This is a genomic window from Rivibacter subsaxonicus (assembly GCF_004217215.1).
In the GTDB taxonomy this organism is placed as follows: domain Bacteria; phylum Pseudomonadota; class Gammaproteobacteria; order Burkholderiales; family Burkholderiaceae_C; genus Rivibacter; species Rivibacter subsaxonicus.
Genome location: NZ_SHKP01000007.1, coordinates 406,094 through 428,619 on the forward strand (window position 1 = coordinate 406,094; position 22,526 = coordinate 428,619).

20 protein-coding genes and 2 tRNA genes are annotated in these 22,526 nt (G+C 67.2%); 2 read left to right on the top strand and 20 right to left on the bottom strand.

Annotation, left to right across the window (positions count from 1 at the left end):
• Positions 1–101 precede the first annotated feature (101 nt).
• The gene (locus tag EV670_RS15190; RefSeq protein WP_130433583.1) at positions 102–1,184 is read right to left on the bottom strand and encodes an ABC transporter ATP-binding protein; all 1,083 of its coding nucleotides are present in this window, start codon (positions 1,182–1,184) and stop codon (positions 102–104) included.
• A gap of 94 nt (positions 1,185–1,278) precedes the next feature.
• On the opposite strand from EV670_RS15190, the gene EV670_RS15195 reads away from it, so the two are divergent.
• The gene (locus EV670_RS15195; protein ID WP_130433585.1) at positions 1,279–2,970 is read left to right on the top strand and encodes an ABC transporter permease; all 1,692 of its coding nucleotides are present in this window, start codon (positions 1,279–1,281) and stop codon (positions 2,968–2,970) included.
• A gap of 11 nt (positions 2,971–2,981) precedes the next feature.
• Here the strand turns inward: EV670_RS15195 and EV670_RS15200 are convergent, their stop codons facing one another.
• Positions 2,982–3,923: a LysR substrate-binding domain-containing protein gene (locus EV670_RS15200; protein ID WP_130433587.1), complete on the bottom strand. Its 942-nt coding sequence runs from the start codon at positions 3,921–3,923 to the stop codon at positions 2,982–2,984.
• A 161-nt stretch (positions 3,924–4,084) separates the two neighbouring features.
• Here EV670_RS15200 and EV670_RS15205 point away from each other — a divergent pair, with 161 nt between their 5' ends.
• Positions 4,085–4,420 carry a DUF2917 domain-containing protein gene (locus tag EV670_RS15205; protein ID WP_165393336.1) on the top strand — a complete coding sequence of 112 codons (336 nt, stop codon included), beginning with the start codon at positions 4,085–4,087 and terminating at the stop codon, positions 4,418–4,420.
• Between the two features lie 22 nt (positions 4,421–4,442).
• Here the strand turns inward: EV670_RS15205 and EV670_RS15210 are convergent.
• The 18 genes from EV670_RS15210 to EV670_RS15295 all read right to left on the bottom strand — a co-directional run bounded on the left by EV670_RS15210 (position 4,443) and on the right by EV670_RS15295 (position 22,526).
• Positions 4,443–4,517: transfer RNA gene (locus EV670_RS15210), tRNA-Arg, on the bottom strand.
• A gap of 285 nt (positions 4,518–4,802) precedes the next feature.
• Entirely contained in the window at positions 4,803–5,078 is a 276-nt protein-coding gene (locus EV670_RS15215) for a hypothetical protein (RefSeq protein ID WP_130433591.1), read from the bottom strand.
• A gap of 1 nt (position 5,079) precedes the next feature.
• Positions 5,080–6,024, bottom strand: a complete 945-nt coding sequence (locus EV670_RS15220) for a hypothetical protein (RefSeq protein WP_130433593.1) — start codon at positions 6,022–6,024, stop codon at positions 5,080–5,082.
• Positions 6,025–6,036: 12 nt separating this feature from the next.
• Positions 6,037–6,303 carry a hypothetical protein gene (locus EV670_RS15225; protein WP_130433595.1) on the bottom strand — a complete coding sequence of 89 codons (267 nt, stop codon included), beginning with the start codon at positions 6,301–6,303 and terminating at the stop codon, positions 6,037–6,039.
• Positions 6,304–6,881: 578 nt separating this feature from the next.
• Positions 6,882–7,100 (bottom strand): hypothetical protein, encoded by a 219-nt coding sequence (locus EV670_RS15230; RefSeq protein WP_130433597.1) that lies wholly within the window; start codon positions 7,098–7,100, stop codon positions 6,882–6,884.
• Between the two features lie 30 nt (positions 7,101–7,130).
• On the bottom strand, positions 7,131–7,802 hold the full coding sequence (locus tag EV670_RS15235; protein ID WP_130433599.1) for a hypothetical protein: 672 nt from the start codon (positions 7,800–7,802) through the stop codon (positions 7,131–7,133).
• Positions 7,803–7,916: 114 nt separating this feature from the next.
• Complete coding sequence (locus EV670_RS15240) at positions 7,917–8,702, bottom strand: HEPN domain-containing protein (protein WP_130433601.1); 786 nt, start codon at positions 8,700–8,702, stop codon at positions 7,917–7,919.
• A gap of 85 nt (positions 8,703–8,787) precedes the next feature.
• Positions 8,788–9,183, bottom strand: a complete 396-nt coding sequence (locus tag EV670_RS15245; RefSeq protein ID WP_130433603.1) for a hypothetical protein — start codon at positions 9,181–9,183, stop codon at positions 8,788–8,790.
• 329 nt (positions 9,184–9,512) lie between these two features.
• Entirely contained in the window at positions 9,513–11,771 is a 2,259-nt protein-coding gene (locus tag EV670_RS15250; RefSeq protein ID WP_130433605.1) for an AAA family ATPase, read from the bottom strand.
• 123 nt (positions 11,772–11,894) lie between these two features.
• Complete coding sequence (locus EV670_RS15255; RefSeq protein ID WP_130433607.1) at positions 11,895–12,101, bottom strand: hypothetical protein; 207 nt, start codon at positions 12,099–12,101, stop codon at positions 11,895–11,897.
• A gap of 109 nt (positions 12,102–12,210) precedes the next feature.
• Positions 12,211–12,390, bottom strand: coding sequence for a helix-turn-helix transcriptional regulator (locus EV670_RS19005; protein WP_130433609.1), 180 nt, complete (start codon positions 12,388–12,390; stop codon positions 12,211–12,213).
• Between the two features lie 38 nt (positions 12,391–12,428).
• Complete coding sequence (locus EV670_RS15265) at positions 12,429–12,746, bottom strand: hypothetical protein (RefSeq protein ID WP_130433611.1); 318 nt, start codon at positions 12,744–12,746, stop codon at positions 12,429–12,431.
• Complete coding sequence (locus EV670_RS15270; RefSeq protein WP_130433613.1) at positions 12,743–13,939, bottom strand: tyrosine-type recombinase/integrase; 1,197 nt, start codon at positions 13,937–13,939, stop codon at positions 12,743–12,745. Before EV670_RS15270 ends, EV670_RS15265 begins: the two co-directional genes overlap by 4 nt.
• A 147-nt stretch (positions 13,940–14,086) precedes the next feature.
• A tRNA-Arg gene (locus EV670_RS15275) sits at positions 14,087–14,161 on the bottom strand.
• A gap of 158 nt (positions 14,162–14,319) precedes the next feature.
• Entirely contained in the window at positions 14,320–18,789 is a 4,470-nt protein-coding gene (locus EV670_RS15280; protein WP_130433615.1) for a translocation/assembly module TamB domain-containing protein, read from the bottom strand.
• Positions 18,789–20,717, bottom strand: a complete 1,929-nt coding sequence (locus tag EV670_RS15285) for an autotransporter assembly complex protein TamA (protein WP_130433617.1) — start codon at positions 20,715–20,717, stop codon at positions 18,789–18,791. Before EV670_RS15285 ends, EV670_RS15280 begins: the two co-directional genes overlap by 1 nt.
• Positions 20,718–20,719: 2 nt before the next feature.
• A complete protein-coding gene (locus tag EV670_RS15290; protein WP_130433619.1) occupies positions 20,720–21,913 on the bottom strand; it encodes a vWA domain-containing protein in 1,194 nt (397 codons plus the stop codon).
• Positions 21,914–21,920: 7 nt separating this feature from the next.
• The gene (locus tag EV670_RS15295) at positions 21,921–22,526 is read right to left on the bottom strand and encodes a GNAT family N-acetyltransferase (protein WP_130433621.1); all 606 of its coding nucleotides are present in this window, start codon (positions 22,524–22,526) and stop codon (positions 21,921–21,923) included.

Below are 22,526 nucleotides of genomic sequence, written 5' to 3' on the forward strand. Positions count from 1 at the left end.
GAGCCACCCCAAAGTTGCGTGGCGGGCCGGGCATTGCTACCGGGTGATCTCTCCAAATGCCGACCGGCGGCGGCCAGCGGCGGACAGCCGGGCGCGGCCTCTCAGCCGGCGCGCGCAAAGGTCACGACATGCTCGATCTCGGCCCGGATGCCGATCCACTCGCCGATCTGGTGGTCGTGGTGGCTCGGCACGTGGGCCAGCAGCTGCTCGCCGCTGGCCAGGCGCAGCGTGTAGAGAAACTCCGAGCCGCGAAAGGCCTTGCGCTCGATGCAGGCCTTCAGCGGCGAGGCGTCGTCGTGGACGATGTCGTCGGCGCGCAGCAACACCTCGAGCCCGGCGCCGCCGCTCGCCGGCGCCGCCGGTGTGCCGCTGCGATCGGCGAAGTCGCCGAGCGGCGTGCGCACGCGCAGGCCGGCCGGGCCCTGGACCAGTTCGGCCGGCGCGAACACGCCGTGGCCGATGAAGTCGGCCACGAAGCGCGTCGCCGGCCGGTGGTAGAGCGCGTAGGGCTCGTCCCATTGCTCGAGCCGGCCGCGATGCATCACGCCGATGCGGTCGCCCAGCGCAAAGGCCTCGAGCTGGTCGTGGGTGACGAACAGGGCGGTGGTGCCGGTGCGCTTGAGGATCGCGCGCAGTTCCTGCGCCAGCCGCTCGCGCAGGTCGACGTCGAGGCTGGAGAAGGGCTCGTCGAGCAGCAGCAGCGCCGGCCGGGCCGCCAGCGCCCGCGCCAGCGCGACCCGCTGCTGCTGGCCGCCCGAGAGCTGGTGCGGTGCCCGTGTCGCGGTGTGGCCGAGGCCGACCAGGTCGAGCAGCTCGGCGACCCGCGCCGCGCGCGCCGAGCGCGACTCGCCGGCCAGGCCGAAGCCCACGTTCTGCGCCACGCTCAGGTGCGGGAACAGCGCGTAGTCCTGGAACACCATGCCGACCCGACGCCGTTCGGGTGACACATGCGCGCCGCCGCCTTCGGACAGCAGCTGGCCGGCCAGGCTGATGCGGCCCGAGTGCAGCGGCTCGAGGCCGGCCACCGCGCGCAGCAGCGTCGTCTTGCCGCAGCCCGAGGGGCCGATCAGCACGCCGATCTCGCCGGCGGCAAGTCCGAAGCTGACCGCCTCGACCGCAGCCGTGCGCTCGGCCGCGTGTGCGGCGGGGTAGCAGACGGTGGCTTGGTCGATCTCTAGAAACACGCCTCTATGATACCGGTCGTGTTACCAATGAAACTCGTTCGCATTCAGCATCGCGTGTTACCGCCGCTCGTCTGCCTGCGCGGTCGCACCTGAGATGCTGCGCCACCTCGACCTGCGCCTGCTGGCGATGGCGCTGTGCGCGCTGCTGGCGCTGCCGGTGCTGGCGATCGGCCTGGCCTGGCTGAGCCCGCAGGCCAGCAGCTGGGAGTTGCTGCAGCACCTGGTGTCGACCGTGCTGCCGGGCTACGCGCTGAACTCGATGCTGCTGGTGCTGGGCGTGGCCCTCGGTGTGGCGCTGCTCGGCGGCGCCACGGCGGCGGCGGTGGCGCTGTTCGAGTTTCCGGGGCGGCGCCACTTCGAATGGGCCCTGCTGCTGCCGCTGGCGATGCCGGCCTATGTGCTGGCCTACGCGATGACCGACTTCCTGCAGTACAGCGGGCCGCTGCAGGGTGGGCTGCGCGCCGCGTTCGGTTTCAAGGGGCCGCTCTGGCCCGACGTGCGCAGCCTGCCGGGCGCGGTGCTGCTGTTCACGCTGGCGCTCTATCCCTACGTCTACCTGCTGACGCGCGCGGCGCTCGCCGAGCGCGGCGTGCATCTGATGGAGGCCGCGCGCATGCTCGGTGCGCCGCTCGCGCGCCGGATTCGCGAGGTGGCGCTGCCGCTGGCGCGACCGGCCATCGCCGCCGGCGTCGCGCTGGCGATGATGGAAACGCTGGCCGACTACGGCGTCGGCTCCTTCTTCGGTCTGAGCACCTTCACGACCGGCATCTACAAGGCCTGGCTGGTGGCCGACGATCGCATCGCGGCGGCCCAGCTCGCCACCGTGCTGCTGCTGGTGGTCGGCGTGCTGCTGGCGGCCGAACGGCGTGCGCAGACGCGGCTGCGTTTCTCGGGCACCCGCGGCGGCGGACGCGTCGCGCCCACCGAGGCCGGGCGTGGCGGTCAAGTCGCGCCGTCGCGCGAGGGCAGCCTGGTGCCGCTGCACGGCGCCGCCGCGGCCGGCGCGCTGGCGCTGTGCGCGCTGCCGGTGCTGCTCGGCTTCGTGCTGCCGGTCGGCATCCTGCTGCGCGCGGTGCTGATCGAGGCCGCGCACGGCGGGCCGGAGGGCCTGGGCGGGCTGCCGTGGGATCGCTTCATCGGCTGGGCCTGGACCAGCCTGCGTCTGGCCACGATCGCGGCCGTGCTCGCGGTGGCACTGGCGCTGCTGCTCGGCAGCGTGCTGCGCCAGCCGCGCCACGACCGCCGCGCGGCCGCCGCCGGCTGGCTCGCGCGGGTGGTCTCGCTCGGCTACGCGGTGCCGGGTGCGGTGATCGCGGTCGGCCTGCTGCTGCCGGTCGGTTGGTTCCAGCAGGCCGGCGCGCCCGGTGCGGCGTTGCTGACCGCGCTCTTCACCGGCACCGCCTTCGGCCTCGTCTACGCCTACCTGGTGCGCTTCAGCGCGGTGGCGCTGCAATCGGTCGAGGCCGGCTACACGCGCATCCCGGCCAGCTTCGACGACAGCGCACGCCTGCTCGGCGCCGGCCCCGGCCGGCTGTTTGCCGGCGTCCACCTGCCGCTGCTGCGGCGCTCCGCGCTGGCCGCCGGCCTGCTGGTATTCGTCGACGTCATGAAGGAGCTGCCGGCCACGCTGATGCTGCGGCCCTTCAACAGCGACACGCTGGCGGTGGTGGCCTACAACCTGGCGCGCGACGAGCGGCTGGCCGAGGCGGCGTTGCCGTCGATCGCCATCGTCGTGGTCGGGCTCGCGCCGGTGCTGCTGCTGTCGCGGGCCATGCGTTCGCGCTGAAATGCCGGCCCTCAGCCCTGCTGCGCCGACTCGCGCTCGGCGGTGCGCAGCAGCCAGTCGGCAAAGGCCTTGACCTCGGGTCGGTCGGCGCCGAAGCGGCCCAGCAGCAGGTAGTAGCCACGCGGCGAGGAGAAGCGCTGGTCGTGCTGCCCGGGCTGGTCGAACAGCGCCACCAGCCGGCCTTGGCGGATATGGCGCTGCACCAGCGGGCTCACGCCGAGCGCCACGCCCTGGCCCTCGACGGCTGCGTGGATGAGCTGGTCGTACTGGTTGAACTCCAGGATGCCGGCCGGTCGCAGCTCGTGCTGCTGCATCACCTCGAGCCAGACGCGCCAGGACCCGGTCGGCCACACCGTTTCCGCCGCCTCGTACTGCAGCAACACCTGGTGGCGCAGGTCGGCCGGCACCCGCAGCGGACGTTCCGGCCGGTCCAGCAGCGCCGGGCTGCAGACCGGGATCACCTGCTCGCCGAAGAGCCTGGTCGCACCCGGTGGTGCCAGCTCGGGCGGGCAGTAGCGCACCGCGGCCTCGACCCGGTCGCGCTCGAGGTCGAGCAGGCGGTTGTTGGCATCGATGCGCAGGTCGATGTCCGGGTGCTGCTCGCGAAAGTCCATCAGCCGCGGCACCAGCCACAGCGAGGCGAAACCGATGCTGCATGAGACCGTGACCGAGCGCGCCGCGCTGCGCTCGCGGATCCGCGCGGCGCTGTCGCCGAGCACCCGCAGCGCCTCCGATGCCGCGCGGAACAGCTCCTGGCCAGCGGCCGTGAGCCGGATCGCGCGGTGGCGGCGTTCGAACAGCGGCGTGCCCAGTTGTTCCTCGAGCGCCTGCACCTGGCGGCTGACGGCCGACTGCGTCAGGAACAGCTCGGCCGCCGCCTTGGTGAAGCTCAAGTGGCGCGCGGCGGCCTCGAAGCCGCGCACGAGGTCCAGCGAGGGCAGGTTGCGGTTCATGGGTCGATGCTCTCATGCATTCTCGTGGCGCATGCAAATCATGCGAAACGATCGTTTGAAGCCGATCCGCTTGGCATCGAAGATTAGCGCATGGAGTCGAGCCGTTCCCGGGACCGGGCAAGCAACGGAAAGAATTCCTTCAGTGCATGCAAGGAGCCATCATGAGCCTTCATCCCCAGATCACCCGCGAAGCCAGCGCCGCCACTTTGCGCAAGGGCCAGTTGCTGGCGCTGGCGGGCCGCTCGGGCCTGCGCATCGACTGCCGCGAAGGCAGCCTCTGGATCACCCAGGACCGCGACCCGGTCGACGTCGTGCTCGAAGCCGGGCAATCACATGTGCTGGCCGGCGACGAGCGGGTGCTGGTGCAGGCGCTGGCGCCGGCGCGGCTTGTCGTGCGTCCGCCGCTGCGACCGGCAGGTGCCGGTTGGGTCGCGCGGCTGCAGCGTCGCTGGCCGGGATGGCTCGGCGGGCAGATGCTGTCCGGGTCGGCGCACTGAGCGCCGCGGGGCGTCAGTCGCCTGGTCCCGCCGACAGGAATCGAACCTGTATTTGCCGCTTAGGAGGCGGCCGTTCTATCCATTGAACTACGGCGAGGGCGATGGCCTACGCCGTTCCCCCGGACTAGAGTCCGTTCCCCTTCCTGTTCTCCCTTGTTGTGATGTACATCACATGTACATCACAGCAGGTCGTCCACCTTCTGGAGTCCTCGCTCCTGGAGCAACTCCCGGCACTTCCGAAGAGCAGCGTTCACTGTCTGCCCGACCGCGGAACGGCTGACACCGATGGCCTGAGCAATCTCTGCGTTGGTCAGGTCTGCGTCCCTGTCCGACGAGCCGAAGGGACGCCCAGACTGACGACCAGTCTTCCGCCTCTGGCGGGTCACTGAAGAGTCCTTCCCTCTGAGACCCCTTGCACCTGGCAGTCCGCGGCTACGAGGTTGACGATCTGCAGGCGCTTCACGAGGAAGTTGTTCTGGTCGTCCAGGCAGACCACGGCCTCGTCCGCGGAGGGCTCGTACATCAGGGCCTGGACCTCGTTGATCCTGGCGACCATGACCCCACCCAGCGGGGCGGAAGGATCAGCGGTCTTGGCCCAGTCGATCAGGACCTGGACCGCGCCATGGACCAGTGCCTTGTCCGCATCTGTCCCGTCCATGTCAGGACACCCGGAAAGCGGCCACCGCGGAGGGGAGGCATTTGCTCCAGGCGAGGAAGGATTCCGCTCGGACAGAGAACAGATTCAACTGCCACAGACTGACCGCGGAGATGGTGTCGGTCTCCGGGCTGTCAGACATCTCGACCATGCCTTCCTCTGAGTTCGCGAGATCCACGGTCAGAACCGTTGCCGCGATGGCAGAGGCGCAGTACGCGATGACCAGGTTGGACTCGACCGCAGGGCTGACGACCACGGACTGGAAGACGCTCTGCCCTGGATACATGGCCGCGAACTGAAGGCCCGCCGTGTAGCCCATCAACAGGGAAACAGGCCCTGCGGCAGAGACGACCTGAGCCGCGACAGCCAGACCCGCTGGAAGCGTGGCCGTCGAGATCGTCAGGCCGTCCAGGATCGACAACGGAGCGTCTGCCATCGAAGGGATGGCGACAAGGGCCGCGTCGACCGACTTCGTGATGGACCTGACCATCGCATCCTCGACAGCTTGCTCCAGAGTCTCCAGATACCGCGGATTGTTCGCAGCACCAGAACCGTCTGCGCCGCCGACCTTGAATAGGTCCCGCGAGAACACTGCCATCGTGATGATCTTCTTCGGCGGAAGTGCCGTGCTGCCAATCAGCCACTTGCTGACCGGCTTGAGCTTCTGTTCCCCGAGCCAGTAGCTGATCGGGTCCTGGAGGACCGTGGCGACGCGGAAGTTCGCGATTGCCGGTCGGAGGTTCATCTGGCCGATCAGGGACTCCTCTTGGACCCTGGAGACGATCCCGTCGTCCAGGCGCAGTCCCGCGAAGTCCTGAGTGCCAGAGATACCTACCGCAGCCCGTTCCAGCACGGCCTTGGTCAGCGGAGACAACCCCTGACTATTCATGGCCGCATGGGCACCAGGAAACCGGCCAAGCGCAGTGATGGCTTTCGCAATTGACGACATTTTGGGTACTCCTTAGGTAATGACAAGGAAATGGCCGACTCGGCCTGGGTGCGGGACGACTTCATACCCGAATAGCCTGAGCAAATACGAGTTCTGCTCCGCGGACGGGATCTCTGGGTTCAGGCGCATCTGAAGCACTCCCGTCGGGCCGAATCGGATAGCCACGATCTGCTCCTTGCCACCGATCACTGCCCAAAGGCAGGATTCCGCGGGAATATCGTCAAGTTCTCCGCCCAGAAGCCTGAAAACTCCGATTTCGTCGGTCGCTTGGAACAGCATTTCTGGCTCCTAGAAGGGGGGGGATATGGGGCCCCTGGAAAGTTGAAAACTTAGTCTCTGATTGGGGGACGGTGGCGTATGAGGGTCTATTCAATAGAAATTCTGACCATCCCCCCAACCCATGTCCCCATCTCTCCACAAACAAAAACAGCCTGAACTGATTTAGTCCAGGCTGTCTTCTGAATCTTTGAGTGACAGGATCATTGGTCCTGTGTCCTTGTCCCTTTCCTCCGAACAACTCTCACAGAGTCCCAATCTGAATGCCGGCACAGAGACATGGAATCGGTTCCAGCAGTTTCTGCAGGAATCCTTGGACGGTCTGTCTGCGGGTATCTGGTATCGGCTGGAGCCCATGGCGGGCATTGCATCGGACCGTGGCGGGGTCCGTCCACCTATCACGGTTCCGGGGTTTTTGCCAACGTGGGCGGCTGCCCACGGAAGCGGGGAACGGATGGGGCGACCAAAAGGGGGAGGGCATCCCCACCGTCAGGGGGCCGGCCGAGCCACGGAATCACGCTCAGAGGCGCCGAAACCATCCGCGGAGGGGAAACCCAAGGGCCCTAAGGCCCTCGTGTGCGTCAGAGGCGCAGACGGATCTTCTGGGTATGGGTCGCCAGGCGGCTGTTGACCAGCCAGAAGAACACCGCGGACAGTTCCTTGCGACTCGGGTTGCCTGGGATCAGGTGGCGGTACTTGTCAGCGTCACGCTGACTGCAGGAGAGCCCGTACGGATAGTCCTGCAGGAAGTCGATAACCGACTCTCTGAGGAAATCCCGTCGTTCACGATCTGGCTTCACGCCAGGGATTCTGGCGCAGTCAGCCCGCGGTCACTTGAAAAGCCCGATGCGCTTCGCCTCAGCTTCGATCGCGTTCAGGATACTTTCGACTTCTTGAGCGAGGTGGTTCAGAACATCCACTGCTGGCTGACCAATCACAGGCCCGACATCGAGGAGAGATATGCAATAGGTATAACCGAAAGTGAAGTCAAGCGTGCCACCGATAGCGTATCGGGCCAATTCCATCTCATTCTTCGTGTGATCCCACTTGGGGTTGGGAATCGATAGCATGCCGGGATTGCCACCTAACATATTGAACTGTATCCCGGCAGTGGCAATCGCGGTAGGAGATGTGATCCGATGCTTGTTGGTATTGGATAGCTTATTCAATGCCCAAAGGAGATCGTTCCCGCCTTTGTAGGGCTTGAATCCAACCATCACGTCGAAGATCTCTTGCGGGATCTCCGCAGAGCCACCCTTCTGCTTGCCACGCACGTCTGCAAGAGAAGCGCCGAAGGGGAAGTAGGTATCCATACCCTTCCCGCCGTGGGCTACAGATACCGCGTAACCGGCTTGGTCCAACGAACTACGCAGATTGTGAACCGCGTCAGACGCGATGCAGTTCAGCACGGAGGGGAATGGCCTTACGAGCCGGAGCTTTGCGACATTTCGTTGGGCGAGCGTGTCGATTTCCGTAACCCTGGCGAAGGGGTTGCTGCCCATGAAAGCAGAGCCCTGAGCGTCCAAGTCGGCGATGTGCGTCCTGGCACGCGCTAGGGCGGCTCGTGGGCTGTCAAGTGGGTCAGTCATGGCTTTGAAGCTTCAGCGGGCGCAAGTTTACTGAGTGAGCGGTGCCAAATGACGCATGAAGGATCGAACCGCGGCGAAGACTTCAGTCGCCTGCTCATCCGTGTAAGTTGCCTTCGGGTGCATCACTTCATTTCGCCATGCCTGTTTGACGTGGTACAGATGGGTACTGCTCTGCGACCATTGATCTCGAGCGGCTCCCTTCGGCAGGGCTTCGATTTCCTTGTTTATGTCACTCAGCAGCGGACCCCAGGGGAGGTCTATCTTGGCGATCCCGAGCTTTGTTGCCATGGCTCGAACTGCGATTTCCATGGCTCTCATTAAGTGGAAGACAGCGGCGGTTGAACGCCCAAGCGCCAAACACTTGCCAGCCTCCTCGATATCCTCAGCGGCTGACGGAAACGATGCAGCCACCTCCGGCCCGAAATGAGGCTCATCGCGTTCGTAGAGCGCTGCTTTGTCTGGTGAGAGAACCAGGATTGCCCTTGCTTCGGTCTCAATGCGAATGACTTGAGTAAAGCCCCGCAGGTGCGCATCCAGTTGTGGCAAATGATGATCCCGCATGATCATGTCGCCGCTGGTCATGTCCACCGCCGCCGTTCGCAAATCTCCTGCAATCAGTGTTGCGAGCCTTCGGATGACCAGAAGATTCATCGCTTCACAGTCCGCCGCAAGGTTATCCGCCGCGGTGAGCCAAGTTTGATAATTGTCCGGATGCAGCGCAAGAGTGGCACCCTTGGCGGTGGAGACATGGTTTTGAAGAGTCACCATGGCTTGGACCGCACTAACTAACCGGGAGAGCGGAATCCTGAGCATTTCTCGAAGTCCTAAATGGGGATGATGACAATCCTACTCGAATTGAATCTGCGAAGTCTAGTTCTGGGTTGCAGTAATCGCGTCCTCAATTGGAGCTCTTGCCTTTGCCAGCGCTGAATCCAGCTATCACCCAAAGCGCCACCAGGACGACGCCTTCCATCAGGAGCCAAACCACTAGCGGCACCAGAAGTCCCACGATGCCGATTTTCAAAGGGGAGGCACTGCTCACGATAATCTGCACTTCGTCCATCTTGTAGTCGCTACGCCCTTCCGCATATTTTTCCCACGGCTTCCCGCTCTCACGTTTCTGCCGTTCAGCAAGTTCTTCGGGTGTCATAGGCACCAACTGCTGACGCGTCTCTGTAGCATCGGAGCTCAGTAAACCGCTAGCGTCGCCAGTGATCGCAATGAGGACGATTCCGGCAAACCAGAGGGCGACGAATACTAGGCCAAGCCTGCGCCAGCCGTTGAGAGAAGCCATGACATTCTTCGGGGTGAGCATTGCGCGAGTCTACAGGCCCGCTGGCGGCGAGGGAATCGGGGAAACCGCGTGCGGGTCCTCAAACGTCGGAAAGTTGGCATTCAAAGGCCAACCCCATCGGTGGAGGAGGCAACCCCGTCGGGTCGTCGATTTCAGGGGGCAAGCGCGCATGTACGCGCATGGGAAAGTAACTTTATATATATATATTTGGCATTCAAAGGCAGACAAAGAACCCGACGGGAAAGATCATGGAATCCTTTGTCTGCCTTTGAATGCCAAATTTCTGCGCCCTTTTTCATCGGCCCGTACGCGCGATCCCCCTGAAACCGTCAGAGCAATGGCAGGCGCCACCAGAACTGCCCGCGATGCACCTTCCTGAAAGTCTCGATGCCGAGAGCCGCCTTAGCCCGAGCAAGTGTCCTGGCGGACGTCCCGGCCGCCTTAGCCGCGGTCTCCATCTCCTTTGCTAGCCGAGGGGCACGCTCTAGGTGCTCGAACAGGAATTCCTGGGCGCGGGTCAGCGGGGAGTCGACTTGCGCTTCGTGCTCAGGGAGGAACCAGACCGCGTTGCCACCCAAGCCGAGCTTCCGGTTCTCAACGGCTAGCTCCGCCTTCGCCTTCTTCAACGCGCTGAGCGTGATGCCGCTTGCGCTAGCGTCGTTCTGTACTTCGGCGCTATCGACAGGCCCGTCGGCCAGTCGGTTCACCAGGAACTGCTTGGCTTGGACCACTTTCCGATCCTCTGTGGTCGGCGGGGCAATCAGGTCCCTAGCCGAGCCAACGCGTGCAGTGCCCCAGATGGTCTTGCTCGTGTGGATGAACTCGCCTTCGTTGGAGACGAACGCATCGGGCTCGATCACATACTCAAACCCGCCGCCTGATGGCCCCAAGTTGTTCTTCGCTCTAGACAACACGAACCGACGTTCATCTTCGGTCGCGAAGAGTTCTGCCGCCACCAAGACGATTCGAGAGATTGCCGTGAACGCCTGCGACGCCAGCACCCGATCTAGAACAGGCTTCCTCTCTGTGCCCTTTGCAAAGTGCGTCAGGCCCAGCGTGACCAGCTTGCAACGCTCAGTCAGATCTACGACGGGTTGGAGTCCGCGTCGGACGTCGCCGGCTTTGTGGGAGTCACCGTCAATGGCTGAGATCAACGGGTCGATCATCAGCATCTGAACCCCGCCGAGTCTTGTGATCGCCTGTTCCAGCTTTGGCATGTCAAAGGCAGGATCGAACAGCCTCACCTCGCCAGGGCCTAACTCCTTCGTCTCGCCCACCACGAAATAGATCATCGACGGGTCGCCTCCCATCGACACGAACCGCGGTAGCAGCGTGGCTCCGATTGAGTCCTCGCCAGTCCAGACGACCACCTTGCCCATTTTGGCCCGATGACCGTCAGGGAAGCAGCCCCCGACTGACACGGTTGCCAGGAGTGACATGCCAGTCGTGCTCTTGCCAACTCCCCCCTCGCCGGCGAGGAGGTGAACCGCCCCCTTCGCCAACCAACCGGGCCACAGCCACTCGGTAGCAGTCATCGGCACGCTGTCACCTCTGACCAGCACCCCGTCGTCCTTCTGCCCTTCAGCGGCACGAGAACCGGCCTCAGAGCCGCCAAACGCCTCCGCGGCGTCAGCGGCACGGGTCCGACCCTTCGTGGCGCTGTACGCCCGTTCCGCGGCTCGGACGTCCCCGTCGTGATCCAGAACGACGTGAGCGGCCCATGCATCAAAGACCCCTGACAGCGGATCGCCAGCATGGTGACTGACCCAGAGGTCGTCCTTCCCAGGTATCCGGCTGATTCCCGGCATCCCGGTGGCCAGGGGGTGAGACCACCTGCCAGTGCCCTCGTCCTCGACGTAGTTGTGCTCCCTGAGCAGGTCCTCGACCTCGTGATCCCGGTTGAACTCCATTCGCCTGGACGACGGGAAGGCCAGTTTCTCTCCGTCCTGGCCCATCGAGGCAGAGACAGTGCCTCCGACAGCCTTGGCCATCGTCTGCTCGATCTCATGCCGGTACCCAATGTCCTCTGAGGCCCTCAGCCAGACCTCCAGGAGCTTGCCGTCCAGTTCCTGAAGGTCCTCGAAACTGCCTTCCAGCTTCTGCTTGTACTCGGTCAACCCATCCGCGGACAGGTACTTCGTGCCTCCCAAGCAGTCTTGGAGATTTGGGCTTCCGGCTCGCAGTTCGCCCAGAGTTCCGTGCTCAGTGGTCCTGAACCGGAGCCACTTCAAGATCACACCCGCGGGGAGTCTGAATAGGAACTTGCCGCCACTGCCTGGACGGGTGCTTGAAGTCCAGATGCCACGTTCCCAGTCCGTCGAGGCGATACCCAGAGCTTTGAGCCCGGCCTTGAACCGCTCCACGTCATCAAAGTCCACGGAACAGAGTCCCGACCCGCTGAGATGTATTCCGAAGTTCGCGTCTTCAGGGGCATTCCGGATCTGGGCAGCGGTCAGGAACCGAGTATTCCATTCCTGACCGCTCGGCCTCTTGGACAGCGGCTGAAGTTCAACGACCTTGAATCCCTGTCTCCGGGCTTCGAGGGCGATTTTCTTACGAGGATTTACGAGAGCAGGTCGCTGGGACATAATGGAAACTCCATTCGGAGGTTAGGTTGGTCCTGAGGCGGGTTAGGCTTTCCACGGATGGGGTTTCCTTTCCAGAAGACGTTGATAGGCTCCGGGGCGTTTCCCGGAGCCTATTTTTTGTGCTCATTTGCCTGGCCGTTTCGGGGGCAGCCGTGCATAGCATCCGACATACACGCGTTCGATGTAGCCACGATCCACGAGTTTGCGGAGGTGGGGGTTCAGGTTGAGCCGATCAGGAACCTGTGGCAGTTTCTTCAGAAGGTCCAGCAGGTCGATGCGAACGCCGACGGGAGGGAAGGCGGCAAGAATCTCTTCGTTTCGAACTCTCATTTCAAAGTCCTCGGTGGTGGTTGAACAGAAGGCGGACTTTGATACGGGTTTTCTTCCCGTGAGCCACCGATTTTCTGCCATCTACCTATCGCGGTAGGTATACCCAGCGTCATGGCCGCCCTCTGACCAAGTGCTTGTCCTGTGCATCCAGGACTGATCCAGCCCAGGCCACACGCCGCGGGGAGATATTCACAGGTGGAGGGAATCGCCCCGCGGTGACGAGCCTGTGCAGCGTGCTACGGCTAAACCCATAGCGACGGCAGACTTCGGGGGCTGAGAACCAGTGCATGAGCAAATGGTCTCCCGACCAATGCCCTGCGGGGGAAACTATCCCAATAGTTTCCTGAGCCAGACCTTCGACGGCACCGGGCCAAGGCGCAGTTCCACCCAGACCCGCTCGACGCTCGCAGCGGTGACCGCTTCCCCGCGTTCAACGAGGACAGCCTTGCAGCGGTCAAGCCTCTCTCTCGTTGGCTTGCCAGCCCGTTCCCGGATGGTCTGAGCCTTCAGGGCATTCATCCGGTACTTGGCAGCCTGTTGGAACGCTTGCTCGACTTCGGCGAGCCACGCAGCTTCATCCTCCGCGTCTCCGCTGAGGTATATGCGGATCGCGGCATCGAACAGCCGTTTGGCCCGCTCGCTCATGGCGCGATCAGGTCCCCGTACTGCTGCACTGCTTCTGCCCGCTGGGCGAGGAACTGCGTGCGGTCGTATGCCCTTCCCAGAGCAGTCCGCGGAGCGTGGGCAAGCTGGGCCTCCAGGACGTCCGGACGGACTCCGGCTTCGGCCATGACTGTGCGGAAGGACGCTCTGACGCCGTGGGCCGACTGCCCGAAGCCGGTCCTGTCGAAGCACGCTCCCAGAGTGGCATCTGACAGCCCCTTCCGCGGATCATTCCTGCCTTGGAACACCAGAGGTGACACCGGGTTGTGTGACGCCTTCAGACCGCGGAGGATCTCGACCGCCTGACGGCCGAGAGGCACCACGTGCGGGTCACCATTGGCCTTGTGTTCCACGCTGCGTTTCATCTCGCTCGACGGGATGGTCCACAGACCTTTGTCCAGGTCCAGCTGGTCCCACTTCATGAGGCGGATGTTCCCCGGCCTCTGAGCAGTGAGCATCAAGACCTTGCAGGCAGCCACGACGACAGCGGCGCCGGTCAGGGATGCATAGCACTGCCGCAGAGGTTCCACGTCCAGAAGAGCTTCCGCGTGCTTGGTCGGTGGCTTGGGTGCCATGACCCCTTCCAGGTCGTTCGCACAGTTCCGCTCGACCTGACCCTCCGCCAGCGCCACTTGCAGAGCACGCTTGATGATCCTCACGCAGAAGCTGGCGGTGTCTCTCACCCCGCGAGCCTCGATGCTGCGGACCATCTGCAGGAGCATCGGAGCAGTCAGGTCCCCGACGGGTGTGTCTCCGAGCCTCGGATAGATGTCCCGCTCCGCGGCGGCGACGTACCTTGACAGGTAGTCCGCGGACCACTTGGGCTTGTCCAGTTCCACAGACCGTTCGATCGCCAGCCGAAGGGTGTGCGCAGCCGCCTCAGACGCTCGCTGCGCCTCGCGACGCTGCTGGACTGGATCAACCCCTTCGGCCAGCAGACGACGCGCCTGGAGGCCGTTCTCTCGGGCCGCTGCCAGCGTGACGACGGGATGGATGCCCAGAGCCAGGCGCGTCTGCTGCTTGTCCGCAGGGCGCGAGTACTTCAGGAACCAACGACGGGAGGCAGACGAGACCTCTAGGTACAGGCCGGGACAGGGGCCACCGTCGAAGACGCGGACGAACTTCTTGTCAGGAGGGCAGACCGTCTTGCGGACTGCTGCTTCGGTCAGGGCCATGGTCCAGGGGGAACAGAGTTCTTGGAGACCCTGAATCTATCCCTTCTGTTCCCCCTGACTCTGAAACTTCATGGAGTTCTGTGACACTCCATGAACACAACTCGCCTATGACAACTTGGGTTCTGTTCCCCCGCTGAGAGGGGCTGGTGGTCCCGCCGACAGGAATCGAACCTGTATTTGCCGCTTAGGAGGCGGCCGTTCTATCCATTGAACTACGGCGAGGGGCGGCGGAGATTGTAGGTGGCGGGTCCGGTGCAGGCCGTGGCCACTCGTGCCACTCGCAGAGCTCGTGGCCCTCGAGTGGCGGCCTCATGCCCGTCGCAGAGCTCCGGTCCTTCGAGCCGTCCAAGGCCGAACTTTCGGCCTCGGAGCCGCGGCTCTCAGTCCCATCTGAATATCCAGATCAGGTCGAGGGCGGACTCGTCGCCGCTCTGGGCGCGCAGCGTGAAGCGGTTGGCGATGCGGTAGGTCAGCTCCCAGGTGCCGCTGCTGGCGTTGATGCCGCGGCGGTAGCCGACGTAGACGCGGTCGCTGAGCTGGCGGCCGATCGCGACGATGGTGTCGCGGGTCGCGCCGTCGCTCTGGCTGACCGAGAAGGTGTCGAAGCCCATGGTGCGGAACAGGCCGCCGGCGCCGCCTTCGCCGGCCAGCAGCGCCAGCGCGGCGCGCTGCATGATCAGCATGTCGGTGCCGCCCAGGCTGTCGTAGGGGCGGCCGGTGATCAGCAGCGCCAGCACCTCGGTGTCCGGCTTTTCGGGTTCCGAGAAGAGCCGGATCCGTGGCGCGTTGACGGTGCCGGTGACGCGCACCCCGACGCGGTCGTCGAGGTTGGGCCGGATAGCCTCGATGTCGAGCAGCGGGTTGGCCACGTCGCCGGCAAAGCTGATCACGCCGCGCTCGATCGTCAGGCGCTGGCCGTAGGCCTCGAAGCGTCCGGACTCGGTGCGGATCTCGCCGGTCGCGCGCAGCGCGTTGCGTGGCGCGGTCAGCCTGATCTCGCCGGCGAGCCGGGCGTCGAGCCCGTGGCCGCGCAACTGCAGGTTCTGGCCGGCATTGACCACGAGATCGAGATCGATGCTGCGCTGCGCCGCCGCCGCGTCGACCGCGACGGCCGCGTCCGGGTCGTCGCCGGCGCGCTTGACCACCACGTCGTCGCCCAGGCGCGGGGCGCCGAAGCGGCTGATGTCGATCAGCCCCTCGTCGACCTCGAGCCGGCCGCGCAGCGCCACCTTGTTCGGCGCCAGCCGCACCTGGGCGTCGCCGCTGATCACGATGCGGCGGTCGACCCGGCCCAGCACGGTGGCGTGGCGTGCCGCGAAGTCGAGCAGCACGCTCGCCTCGGGGCTGGTGCGGGCGCTGCCGGTGGCTTCGAGCGTGCCCTCGCCGGCCTTGAAGCGCAGCGTGGTCAGCTCGACGGTCTCGCCGCGGAAGTCGAGTTCGAGGGTGCCGTCGCGCAGGTCCACGCCCTCGAGCGTGTTGCGCAGCACCATGTCGCGGCCACGCACGGTGCCGAGGATCCGCGGCGCGCCCACGGTGCCAGAGACCTGCAGTGCGGCGTCGAGCTGGCCACCCAGGCGCCAGCCGGCTGGGACCCAGATCGCCCAGGCGGCCAGGCTTTCGACCTGGGCCCGCAGCTGGCCTTCGATCCGGGCATCGGCGCGCGGCACCAGGTCGAGCGGGGTGGCGGCGATCGCCAGGTCGGCCTCGACGCGACCCAGGTAGCTGCCATTGAGGCGTTGCGTCAGCTGCCACTGGCCGTTCTCGGCGACCACCTTGACCAGCGCCTCCTCGAGCCCGAGCGAGCGCACGCCGCCGAAGTCGCTGAGCTGCAGATCGCCGCCGGTGCGCGCCAGTTCGAGCTTCAGCGATACCTCGGGGCGCGCGTGCAGCTCGAGCCGGCCGCCCACGCGCAGGTCGCCGGCCCAGCCGAAGTCGGGCTGGAAGCGCCGCAGCACCGTCGCGACCTCGAAGGGCTCGAGCTCGGCCGAGACGTCGAAGGTCGGCGCAGCACCCGCCTGGCGCTCGCCCTGCAGCGCGCTCCAGCCGAGCGTGGCGCCGGCCAGTTCGGCGCGACCCGGCGCCACGCTCCACTGCAGACGCTCGGGACTGTTCTGCAGCAGGAACTCGAGATCGCGCGCCAGCAGCAGCGGCGTCGCCGGCAGCTTGGAGGCCGCGGCCGGCGGCGCCGGCAAGGGTGGCCAGGCGGCGCTTGCCAGCGGCGCCGAGGCGCTGCCGGTGGCGGCCGGCGGCGTTGTCGCGGGCTTGGTCGCCGCCGGCAGCGCCGCCGCGACGGCACGCGCCTGGTCGCGGCTCAGCGGCCGCAGCAGCAGCTGCGGCAGCTTGAGCGCCCAGCGCTGCTCCTCGCCGCTGCTGCTCCAGTTGCCGCGTGCGGTGGCGTCGAGCACCAGCGGCCGCACGTCGGGCGGCGGCGCCTCGTCGCTGGCGGGCGGGGCCAGCACCGCGCGCAGCTTGGCCTCGTGCTCGGCCAGGCTGCCGTCGAGCCGCAGCGCCAGCACCGGTAGCGTCAGCGCCGGCAGCGAGATCTGGTCGCCGCGCAGCTCGGCCTTCAGGGCCGCCTGGCCGAGCGCGTCGAGACCCTCGGCGCGCGCCGGCGGCAGCGTCGCCTCCCAGCGTCCGCGCAGCTTCTGCACGCGCAGACCCTTGCTGCGCAGATCGTCGAGCTCGACCGTGCCGCGCGTGAGGAGCGGGGTCGAGGCGCTGCTCGTGGCGTCAGCTGCCGCGCCGCGCGCCGGCAGCAGCCAGGCGCCGACGCCGCCGCGCGCCTCGGCCTTGAGGAACACGCGCCCGGACAGATCGGGCTGGCCCAGCGCGCGCGTCAGCGCGCCGGTGCGGCCGATGGCCGGGGCGTCGAGCGTCAGCAGCAACTGTTCGGCCTGGGTGTCGGCGCTGCCGCGCGGCAGCAGCAGCAGGCTGGCATCGAGCTGGTTGCCAGCGGCGCGCGCGGCTGCGCTCGCGCGCACGCCGCCGCGGCCGTCGGCCTCGGCTTGGGCGTCGGCCTGAAGTCGCACGCCGCCGAGCCAGCTGTCGTCGCCCAGCCGCGCCTTGGCGCTGCCTTCGAGCAGCGCCAGCCAGTCGGCCACGCCGGCACCGGGCCGCGGTGCGCTGGCGCGGAACTCGAGCTCGCCATCGAGCGAGTTGCGCGCCTGGCGCCAGGCGCCGCTGGCGTCGCCCGGCAGCCAGAGCGAGGGATCGAAGTCGCTCAGTTGCAGGCGGCCATCGCCGCTCCAGCGGCCGCCGCCGGCCTCGCGCAGCAGCGCGCTGCCCTCGAGCCGCGCCGGGCCGGTGGCGGCGAGCAGGCGTTCGATGTGCAGGCGCCGCGGATCCAGCTCGGCGGTGGTCTCGAATCGCACCGGGCCGGCGCGCAGCGGTGCCGGCGCGCGCCGCGCGGCCTCGCCGAGCAGGGTGCCGCGCAGCTGGGTCTGCAGGCGCACGGTGCCGAAGGCCGCCTCGGCGGCGGTCGGTGCGGCATGCTCCAGCCGCAGCGGCCCGCTGAGTTGCAGCGACGGCGCGCGCGCGTCGAGCTGCGGCAGCGCGACGCCGTCGAGCGTGAAGCGCAGATCGCCGGTGGGCCAGCGCGAGGCGGCCGCGGCAGCAGCCGGCGGCGTGGCCACCGGCTCCGCGCTGCGCTCGGGCAGGGCAAAGCTGCCGCTGACCGACAGGCGCCCGGCCGGAACACCGCCGGCACCGGCCAGGCGCGCATCGCCGCGCTCGATCTGCCAGTCGCGACCACCGCCGCGGGCATCGAGCTCGAGCCTGGCCAGCGGCAGCCGGCCGGCGTCCCAGCGTCCGGGCAGGCCGTTGTCGATCGCGGCGCGCAGCACCAGCGGCTCGGCGGCGTCGAACTGGAAGCCGAGTTCGCCGTCGAGCCGGGTCTGCGGCGCGCTCGCGCCGAGCAGCGCGGCCAGCGGCTGCAGGTCGAGCTGCGCGAAGCGAGCGTCGAGCCCGCTCAGCGGCGCCGCGGCGAAGGGCGTGACGCGCGCTTCGGCGTCGAGCCGCTGGCCTTCGAGTGCCAGCGCCGCACTGGCGTCGAAGCCGGCGAGCGGCCCGCGTGCGCCGAGCGTGAGTTCGAGTCCCTTGGCCCAGGCCGGCAGCAGTGTCGTGGGCGGCGCCGGATGCTCGCCGGCCCCCGCCGGAGCCGCGGCCGGCAGCGCCCGGACTTCGATCTGCGCCTGCAGCGGCAGCGGCCCGCTGGCGCCGATCTGCGCCGAGCCGCTGGCCGCCAGGCCGTTCCAGCGCAGCGCCAGCTGCTCCACCCGATGCACCGCGCCGAGTTCGACGCGGGCGCCGATGCCTTCGAAGGGACGGTCGAGGCCGGCGATGGTGAGCCGGTCGACCTGCAGGCGCTCGACGCGGGCTTGCACCGGCAGCGCCAGCGAGGTCGGCGCCTTGGCGCGCGGCGCCTTGGGGTCGGCCTTGGCCGGGGCGATGTCGAGCGTGCGTGCTCTCAGCGACTCGAGCTCGATCGCGACGAAGGGCGCCTGGCGCTGCCACTGGCGCAGGCGCAGCCCGCTCCACGCGAGTTCGGTGGCGTAGACGCGGGTGCCGCCGGTGTCGATGCGCAGCGTGCCGACGCCGAAGCTGCCGTCGCCGCCGAGCAGGGTGCCGTGGATGCCGCTGACGTCGATGCCGGGCATGCGACCGACCGCCTGCTCGACCCACCAGCGGGTGCCGGTCTCGGTGCGCAGCGACAGCACCAGGCCGGCGCCGGCGAGCAGCACGAGGGCGACGAGGCCGCCCAGCAGTCCGAACAGCCAGCGCCAGCCGCTGCGCCAGCGTGGCGCCGGCGTGCTGGCGACCGGGTCGCCCGGTGTGGCGGCGCGCTCGTCCATCAGAAGCTCAGCCCCACCGAGAAGTGCAGCCGTGCCTGCTTGACCTGCTGGCCGTAGGCCACGTCCATGCGCAGCGGCCCGATCGGGCTGCGCCAGCGAATGCCGACGCCGTAGCCGAGTGCGGCATCGAAACCGTCCCAGCTGTCGGCGGCGTTGCCGGCGTCGACGAAGACCGCGCCGTACCAGTCGCGCCAGCGCTCGCTCAGCCGGTGCATCACCTCGACCGAGCCGGTGGCCATGACGTTGCCGCCGACGGTGGAGCCGTCCCGCTGTGGCCCGAGCGACTGGTAGGCGTAGCCGCGCACCGAGTCATCGCCGCCGGCGCGGAACTTCAGCGAGTCGGGCAATTCGACTTCGTCGCGCGTGAGGATGGTGGCGCCTTCGCCGCGCGCCTGCAGCAGCCATCCGCCACCGAGCGGCATGTACCAGACCAGCCGCCCCTGCACGCGCCCGAAGGGCCCCTGCTGTTGGTCCGAGTCACGCGCGTAGCCGCCGCCGCCCTGCAGCGTCCAGATCGTGCCGCGGGTCGGGAACACCAGGTTGTTGACGTCGCGCCGCGTCCACTGGTAGTTCGCCCAGATGGCCCGGTCGATGCCGCGCTGGGTGGTGGTCTCGAGCGCGGTTTCGTTGAACTCGGCGAACACCAGGCGCGTGAAGCGCAGGCTGTCGAGCGAGCGGCCGACGCGCAGGCGCCGGGTCTGGGTGATCGAACCTCCGGCGTCGAGGTAGTCGGCGCTGGCGCCGACCAGGTGGCGCCAGCCGCCCTGCTTGGGGTAGCTCAGCAGGTCGACGCTGAGGCTGCGCTCGAGGCTGCCGATGTTGGCCCGTGCGCTGAAGATCCAGTCGGTGTCGAAGAGCCGGCGGTGGGTGTATTCGATGCCGAAGCGCGGGCCGGTGTCGGTGCTGTAGCCGACGCTGAAGGTGGCTTCCTGGAACTTGCGCTCGCGCAGGCGGGCGATGACGACCGCGTCGTCGGCCTGCTCGGGCTCGCTGGTGTCGAGCTCGACCGCGATGCCGTCGTAGAGGCCGACCTTGGACAGCGCCTCCTGGTAGTCGATCAGCATCTGCTCGGAAAAGATGGTGCCGAGGTCGAATGGCCGCACGTTGAGGGCGGCGCTCTCCGGCGTGCGCTGCAGCCCCTCGATGCGCACCGAGCCGACGCGGAACAGCGGCCCGCTGTCGGTGGCGACGAACAGCCGCACGCTGGCCTGCGCCGCATCGACATGGGCGCTGGTGCCGAGGAAGCTGGCAGTCGGGTAGCCGTAGCTGCGCAGGTCGGCCAGCAGCGCGGTCTTGGACCGGCTCCAGGCCCGCTGGGTGAACAGCTCGCCCTCGTCGAGCGACCATCGGCGCTGGGCGCGGCGCCAGCGGTTCTGGGCCCGTTCGTCGCCGGCGTTGACGCTGTCGAGCAGCGGCCCCTGCAGCTCGAGCTGCAGGCGCGAGATGCGCGCCTGCACGCCGGGTCGCACGCGCAGCGTCACCGTCGGCAGCGTGCCACCGCTCGCGGCCGCGGCGTCGGAGCGCCCGATCTCGACCTCGGGCTCGAAGAAGCCCTCTGGCTCGAGCAGGGACTGAACCTGCGCCGGCGCGGCCGCCATCAGGCGACCGAGTTCGGTATCGGAGACATCGTCCTCGCTGGCGAAGCGCGCAAGGTCGAGATGACGTTCGAGCAGCTCGCGCAGCGGCGAGGGTGTGACGATCACCAGGCGGTAGGTCTTGCCCTCGATCGTGGAGCTGCCGCTGTCGAACAGGTTGGCGCGCTCGTCCTGCTCGTGGCGCTCCTCGTCGCGGGCCTCGGCCGCAAGGCTGTCGAGGCCGGCGTCGCGGGTCTGGGCGGCCAGGGGTTGCGCCGCCGCCAGCGCCAGCAGCAGGGCCGGCGCCCACCAGCGGCGCCGTCCGGCCCGGCGCAGCTGCGCGACGCTGGCCACGCTCACTTGCTGAGCAACCGCATCGCGCCTTCGAGGCCGGCCAGCGTCAGCGGGAACATGCGCTGCTGCACCAACTGCTGCACCACCGCGATGCTCTGGCGGTACTGCCAGACGCCCTGCGGCTCGGGGTTGATCCAGGCGTACTTGGGGAAGGCGTGAGTGAGCCGTTGCAGCCATTCGGCACCCGGCTCCTCGTTGTTGTACTCGACGCTGCCGCCGGGCTGCAGGATCTCGTAGGGGCTCATCGTCGCGTCGCCGACGAAGATCAGCTTGTAGTCGCGGTTGTACTTGCGGATCAGGTCCCAGGTCGAGAACTTCTCGGCGAAGCGGCGCCGGTTGTTCTTCCAGACGAAGTCGTAGACGCAGTTGTGGAAGTAGTAGAAGTCGAGGTGCTTGAACTCGCTCTTGGCGGCCGAGAACAGTTCTTCCACGCGGTGCACATGCTCGTCCATCGTTCCGCCGACGTCCATCAGCAGCAGCACGCGCGCCTTGTTGTGGCGCTCGGGAATCATCTTGATGTCGAGCAGGCCGGCGTGGGCCGCGGTGCTGCGGATCGTGTCGTCGAGGTCGAGCTCGAGCTCGGAGCCCTCGCGCGCGAAGCGGCGCAGCCGGCGCAGCGCGACCTTGATGTTGCGGGTGCCGAGCTCCTTGGTGTCGTCGTAGTCCTTGTAGGCGCGCTGCTCCCAGACCTTGACCGCGCTCTTGCTGCCACCCTTGCCGCCGATGCGGATGCCCTGCGGGTTGGCGCCGCTGTTGCCGAAGGGGCTGGTGCCGCCGGTGCCGATCCACTTGGAGCCGCCCTCGTGGCGCTCCTTCTGCTCGTCCAGGCGCTTCTGGAGTGTTTCCATCAGCTCGTCCCAGCCCATCTTCTCGATCGCGGCGATCTGCTCGGGGCTGAGTTGCAGCTCGAGCGTCTGCTTGAGCCAGTCGAGCGGGATGTCCTTGGTGGCCTCCGACACCAGCTGCACGCCCTTGAAGTAGGACGCGAAGGCGCGATCGAACTTGTCGAAATGGGCCTCGTCCTTGACCAGCACCAGGCGCGACAGGAAGTAGAACTTGTCGATCGAGGGGCCGCTGCCGCCCTCGGCGCTGTCGTCGATGACGCCGGCCTGCAGCGCCTCGAGCAGCGTCAGGTACTCCTTGACCGAGACCGGCAGCTTGGCCGCGCGCAGCGTGTAGAAGAAGGCGGTGAGCATCGGAACCTCACTCGGTCGACGTGGCCCGGGGACGGTCGAGCTGCCAGCGCAGATGCGCCTTCACCGTCGGCCACTCAGCGGCCACGATGCTGTAGACCGCGGTGTCGCGCAAGGTGCCGTTCGACGCGAGCTGGTGGCTGCGCAGCATGCCGTCGAGCTGGGCGCCCAGGCGCTCGATCGCGCGCCGGCTCTGGGTGTTGAAGCGGTGGGTGCGGAATTCGACCGCGATGCAGCCGAGTGCCTCGAAGGCATGCGTCAGCAGCAGCAGCTTGCACTCGGTGTTGAAGGCGCTGCGCTGCATGCGCGCGGCGGTCCAGGTGCTGCCGATCTCGACCCGGCGGTGGACCGGGTCGATGTTCATGTAGGTCGTCATGCCGACTGGCGTGCCGGCGGCGTCGAGCGAGCAGAACGGCACCATCGAGCCGGCGCCCTGCAGCGACAGTCGCCGCTCGATCTCGGCCTCCATCCGCTCCGGCGCCGGGATGCTCGTGTACCAGAGCTTCCAGAGTTCACCGTCGCGCACCGCGTCCGCCAACGCCGCGGCATGCGAGCGCTGCAGGGGCTCGAGGCGGGCGTGCTGCCCGCGCAGGCTGATCGGCTCGGGCCAGGGCAT

Coding starts and splice junctions, on each gene's coding strand:
- EV670_RS15195 (WP_130433585.1), top strand. CDS start 1,279: ATGCTGCGCCACCTCGACCTGCGCCTGCTGGCGATGGCGCTGTGCGCG.
- EV670_RS15200 (WP_130433587.1), bottom strand. CDS start 3,923: ATGAACCGCAACCTGCCCTCGCTGGACCTCGTGCGCGGCTTCGAGGCC.
- EV670_RS15205 (WP_165393336.1), top strand. CDS start 4,085: ATGAGCCTTCATCCCCAGATCACCCGCGAAGCCAGCGCCGCCACTTTG.
- EV670_RS15215 (WP_130433591.1), bottom strand. CDS start 5,078: ATGGACGGGACAGATGCGGACAAGGCACTGGTCCATGGCGCGGTCCAG.
- EV670_RS15220 (WP_130433593.1), bottom strand. CDS start 6,024: ATGTCGTCAATTGCGAAAGCCATCACTGCGCTTGGCCGGTTTCCTGGT.
- EV670_RS15225 (WP_130433595.1), bottom strand. CDS start 6,303: ATGCTGTTCCAAGCGACCGACGAAATCGGAGTTTTCAGGCTTCTGGGC.
- EV670_RS15235 (WP_130433599.1), bottom strand. CDS start 7,802: ATGGGCAGCAACCCCTTCGCCAGGGTTACGGAAATCGACACGCTCGCC.
- EV670_RS15240 (WP_130433601.1), bottom strand. CDS start 8,702: ATGCTCAGGATTCCGCTCTCCCGGTTAGTTAGTGCGGTCCAAGCCATG.
- EV670_RS15245 (WP_130433603.1), bottom strand. CDS start 9,183: ATGGCTTCTCTCAACGGCTGGCGCAGGCTTGGCCTAGTATTCGTCGCC.
- EV670_RS15250 (WP_130433605.1), bottom strand. CDS start 11,771: ATGTCCCAGCGACCTGCTCTCGTAAATCCTCGTAAGAAAATCGCCCTC.
- EV670_RS15255 (WP_130433607.1), bottom strand. CDS start 12,101: ATGAGAGTTCGAAACGAAGAGATTCTTGCCGCCTTCCCTCCCGTCGGC.
- EV670_RS19005 (WP_130433609.1), bottom strand. CDS start 12,390: ATGCACTGGTTCTCAGCCCCCGAAGTCTGCCGTCGCTATGGGTTTAGC.
- EV670_RS15265 (WP_130433611.1), bottom strand. CDS start 12,746: ATGAGCGAGCGGGCCAAACGGCTGTTCGATGCCGCGATCCGCATATAC.
- EV670_RS15270 (WP_130433613.1), bottom strand. CDS start 13,939: ATGGCCCTGACCGAAGCAGCAGTCCGCAAGACGGTCTGCCCTCCTGAC.
- EV670_RS15280 (WP_130433615.1), bottom strand. CDS start 18,789: ATGGACGAGCGCGCCGCCACACCGGGCGACCCGGTCGCCAGCACGCCG.
- EV670_RS15290 (WP_130433619.1), bottom strand. CDS start 21,913: ATGCTCACCGCCTTCTTCTACACGCTGCGCGCGGCCAAGCTGCCGGTC.
- EV670_RS15295 (WP_130433621.1), bottom strand. CDS start 22,526: ATGCCCTGGCCCGAGCCGATCAGCCTGCGCGGGCAGCACGCCCGCCTC.